This window comes from Ruminococcus sp. RTP21484sp1_RTP21277st1_D2_RTP21277_210401, from assembly GCF_040924225.1.
GTDB classification, from domain to species: Bacteria; Bacillota; Clostridia; order Lachnospirales; family Lachnospiraceae; genus Blautia_A; species Blautia_A faecis.
Genome location: NZ_JBCOMJ010000063.1, coordinates 1 through 4,526, shown reverse-complemented (window position 1 = coordinate 4,526; position 4,526 = coordinate 1). Strand labels below are relative to the sequence as shown.

Genomic DNA, 4,526 nt, shown 5'->3' with positions numbered 1-4,526 from the left:
ATCAATTTAACAAGCCCCAGCAAAAAGCCGGGGCTAATACTTCAATTATTTTAGGACATTTTCAAAAACGCTTGACATCAGAATGTATCAGGCCTCTATATCCTCAATATCCTCTCCATCCGGTACCGGCCAGATATTGATACAGTTTGGGGTCTCGATCTTACGTGGTTTGCCCTTCATCATAATGATGTTCTTCTCGTAGTCAACCTTGAAGGTTGTAATGCTGTTGCTGGAGTGGTTGGCAACGGCAATGTGCTGATTATCCGGGAAAATAACAAGGTCTTTCGGATAATCACCACTTACAGGAAGAACAAATTTACGATCCAGAAGACCAGTCTCACCATCTACCTCAAACATACCTACTGTATTCTCACCTGCTGTAGTGCAGAATAAATGCTTGCCATCCGGTGCAAGAGCAAGACCTGATGCGGCATTATGAGATACGCTTCCGTCTTCCTTCTTCGCAAGGGTGGAAACACTTTGAAGCAGCTCAAACTCCGGAGTATCACCCTCTCCATTGTAGCTGTACACTTTAATCTCATTGCTCAGCTCAAACAGAACATATGCATAACGTCCATCTGCGCTGAAACGGATAATACGCGGTCCGCTCTCTCTCGGGCAGCGGACAATATCAACAAGCTCCAGCTTATCTGTGCGCTTATTGATCCGGTAAACCTTGATCTGGTCAATTCCATTATCTACTGCGCAGAGATATTTATTATCCGGAGTAGGACGTACACAGTTTACGTGAGGACGGAAGTTACGCTCTGCAACACTTCCAAGACCAGTGTGGAAAACACCGTCCATAACACTTCCAAGACGTCCATCCTTATGAGTGTGTACAACGGTTACCTTTCCATCGTGATAACCTGCTACGTAAAGATATTTGCCATCTACGTCTGTAGCAAGGAAACAACCTCTCATGCCATCAATATCCACGCTGTTGATACGTGCCAAATCGCCATTATGATCACGCTTGAATACCGCAACGCCCTCATCCTCGATAGAATAAAGGTATTTTCCATTCTTGGATACCGCAGTATAAGACGCATTACTTACTTCCACTTCACTTCTCTCTGTGAGAGTACCTTCTTCCAGGTTCACGTCATAAACCTGAATTCCCTTGCTGGTTCCGTGAGTATAGGTTCCTACATAAGCCACATATTTCTTACCCATTTGTCTAGCCTCCTACAGTCTCTTTCTGGAAACCGTCCGTTCACGCTGTTCTTCCGATCTTTTTTACAGCGTAGCGGGTCACTGTGCAGCTCTGAATATTACTGCATTCTCTATATCAGTAAATCCTCTGCCACGGTTCATTTATTACAGCCGCATTTTATTACAGCAACTCGTATTCTGGTTTCTTTTATGTAATTGTGTCTAAATTATACCACACACATTTTCAAAGAACAAGCTTTACTGCATCCAGAGTTTCCATAATAATTTCATCTGTATGAGCCGCTGACAGGAACATGGCTTCAAACTGGGACGGAGCCATATGAATTCCCATATTCAGCATTTTTTTGAAATATTCTGCAAATGCCACTGTGTCAGAAGATTTTGCAGAAACATAATCTACAACAGGCTGTCCCGTAAAGAACAGGCTTCCAAGAGAGCCCACATAATTCATCTGGTAATTCAGACCTTTTTCTTTCACGATTTTTCCCATTCCACCGTAGAGAAGCTCTCCCTTTTTCTCCAGTTCCGTGTAAATTTCCTGATGGTCATACAAATATTTCAGCTGGGTAAGCCCGGCAGCCATAGCTACCGGATTTCCGCTTAAAGTACCTGCCTGATATACTTTTCCTGCCGGAGCAACCAATTCCATCACATCTCTTCTTCCGCCATATGCACCTACCGGCATTCCGGCACCAATGATTTTTCCATAAGTAACCAGATCCGGTGTTACACCAAAATACTGTGCTGCGCCGCCAAATGCAAGTCGGAATCCGGTGATCACCTCATCAAAAATAAGAAGGGCATGGTATTGGTCGCAAAGAGCGCGAAGTCCCTGCAGAAATCCTTCCCTTGGCGGAACTACACCCATGTTGGCTCCAACTGCTTCCACGATCACTGCTGCCACCTGGCCATCTGCCTGCTGAAAAAGAGTCTCCACACTGCCAAGATCGTTGTAAGCTGCCAGCATAGTATCCTCTGTACAGCCTTTTGGAACACCGGCACTGTCCGGCACACCACTTGTCATCACACCGGAACCTGCGCTTACCAGCATGGCATCACTGTGTCCATGATAGCAGCCTGCAAATTTGATGATCTTATTTTTCCCCGTATAACCTCTTGCAACACGGATTGCACTCATAACAGCTTCTGTACCAGAATTGACCATTCGGATCATATCCACATGCGGGATTCTGTCACAGATAAATTCAGCCATTTTCACTTCGATCTCTGTAGCGCATCCAAAGCTCAGACCTTTTTCACAGGCCTTCAGAACACTTTCCCGTATTGCAGGAAAATTGTGTCCCAGGATCATTGGTCCCCAGGAATCTATGTAATCAATATAGCGGTTGCCATCTACATCATAAATATAGCAGCCTTCTGCACGTTCAATAAATCTCGGTGCTTCTCCAATAGCGCCATATGCACGCACCGGACTGTTTACACCGCCAGGGATTCTTTTTACCGCTCTCTCAAAAAGCTTCTCAGACTTTGTCATTATCCGATTCTCCCTTCCTCCATCATTTTTGCAATTTCTTCTGCAAAATAAGTGATATAAATCTGGGCACCTGCACGATAAGCTCCCACAGCCATTTCTCCAATGATCCGCTCTTCGTCGATCCAGCCCATCTTTGCCGCCGCCTTCACCATGGCATACTCACCACTTACACTATAGGCAGCTACCGGAACATTCACAGCCTTGGAGATCTCAGATACCATATCAAGATAAGACATGGCAGGCTTCACCATAATAATATCAGCGCCTTCTTCAATATCCATAAGAGCTTCTTTCATTCCCTCTCTTCTATTGTGGAAATCCATCTGATAGCTCTTGCGGTCTCCAAAAGCAGGAGCACTTCCGGCTGCATCACGGAACGGGCCATAGAACGCAGAAGCGTATTTCACCGCATAAGACATGATTGGAATATTGGTATAACCGCCCAGATCCAGTTCTTTACGGATGGCAGCTACACGTCCGTCCATCATATCGGAAGGCGCGATCATATCAGAGCCAGCCTGCGCATGAGACAGAGCTGTTTTTGCCAGAAGCTCCAATGTCTTATCGTTGTCAACATCATGGCCGCAAAGAACGCCGCAGTGACCGTGAGAGGTATATTCACACATACACACATCTGTCACATAATACATCTCTGGAAATCTGCTCTTTGCTTCCCGAAGTGCCTTCTGTACAATACCATCCTGAGCGTAAGCGCCGCTTCCGACTTCATCCTTATGATCCGGGATTCCAAAAAGCATAATGCTGTTTACTCCTGCTTTTTCCAACTGCTCCAGCTTATAGGGAAGACGGTCCAGGCTGTAACGGTACTGCCCTTCCATGGAAGGAATCTCTTCCTGGATTCCATTTCCTTCCATTACAAACAGCGGATAGATAAGAGAAGATTTGTCCATTCTGGTCTCTCTCACCATTTTTCGCAAATTTGCACTGCCCCTTAATCTTCTAGGTCTCTTAATCAGTTCCATTTTTCTTCACTCCTCTTCAGTGTCTCAACCAGTTCGATCAGACTGTCGATGGTTGCTTTTTCTGACATATATGTCTGCATTCCATAAGAATCCGCCGCTGCACGAGTCTGTTTCCCAATACATGCAGCACGAACCCTGGAATAATCAAGTCCTTTGGTACTCTCCACAAAGCCTTTCACTGTGGAAGCACTGGTAAATACAGCCAGGTCAATGGTGCCCTCTTCAAATTCTTTCTTCTCATTAATAAGAGGACTGCTTACATATCCGGTCTCATAAGTCGGAACATCATCCACCTGTGCACCTGTTTTTTTCAGTTCTTCTGCCAGCTCCCTGTTTCCAAGGGAGGCTCTTGGAATCAGAATCTTTTCTGTTCCATTTAAAAGAGCGCCAAGTTCTTTTCCAAGGGTATTTCCATCATAAACAGAAGGCATGAAATCCGGATAGATTCCTCTTTCCAGAAACTTCTTCTTTGTGCCCTCACCGATCACCGCGATTTTTGCATTTCCAAGAGAACGCAGGTCGATCTTCTTTTTCTCCATTTGCCTGAAGAAAACTTCCACGCCTGCAGGACTTGTAAATACCAGCCAGTCATAGCTGCGGATATGAGAAAAGGCCTGGTACAGTCTGCTCTGATCCTCCAGAGGGATAATACTGATGGATGGAAGTTCCAGTACTTCTGCACCTTTCTCCCGAAGAAGGGCCGCAGTTCTGGAAATATTCTCCTTTGGCCGGGTGACAAGGATCTTCCAGCCTGCCAGAGGTAATTTCTCATACCAGGCAAAATCATCTGCCAGAGTGCAGACCTTTCCTACCACAATAATGGCCGGTGTCTGGATCTTCGCCTGGTCAGCCGCGGCTTTCAGGGTACCAAC

At 45.6% G+C, this 4,526-nt stretch carries 4 protein-coding genes; all 4 read right to left on the bottom strand.

The window, feature by feature from the left end; genetic code table 11:
• Positions 1–87: 87 nt before the first annotated feature.
• On the bottom strand, positions 88–1,176 hold the full coding sequence (locus AB5706_RS22930) for a lactonase family protein (protein WP_118579985.1): 1,089 nt from the start codon (positions 1,174–1,176) through the stop codon (positions 88–90).
• A gap of 223 nt (positions 1,177–1,399) precedes the next feature.
• Positions 1,400–2,671, bottom strand: a complete 1,272-nt coding sequence (gene hemL, locus AB5706_RS22925; RefSeq protein WP_173773556.1) for a glutamate-1-semialdehyde 2,1-aminomutase — start codon at positions 2,669–2,671, stop codon at positions 1,400–1,402.
• Entirely contained in the window at positions 2,671–3,654 is a 984-nt protein-coding gene (gene hemB, locus AB5706_RS22920; RefSeq protein WP_173773557.1) for a porphobilinogen synthase, read from the bottom strand. Before hemB ends, hemL begins: the two co-directional genes overlap by 1 nt.
• On the bottom strand, positions 3,645–4,526 hold an 882-nt coding region (locus tag AB5706_RS22915; RefSeq protein ID WP_368366336.1), incomplete at its 5' end, for a uroporphyrinogen-III synthase. The genes AB5706_RS22915 and hemB, both read right to left, overlap by 10 nt.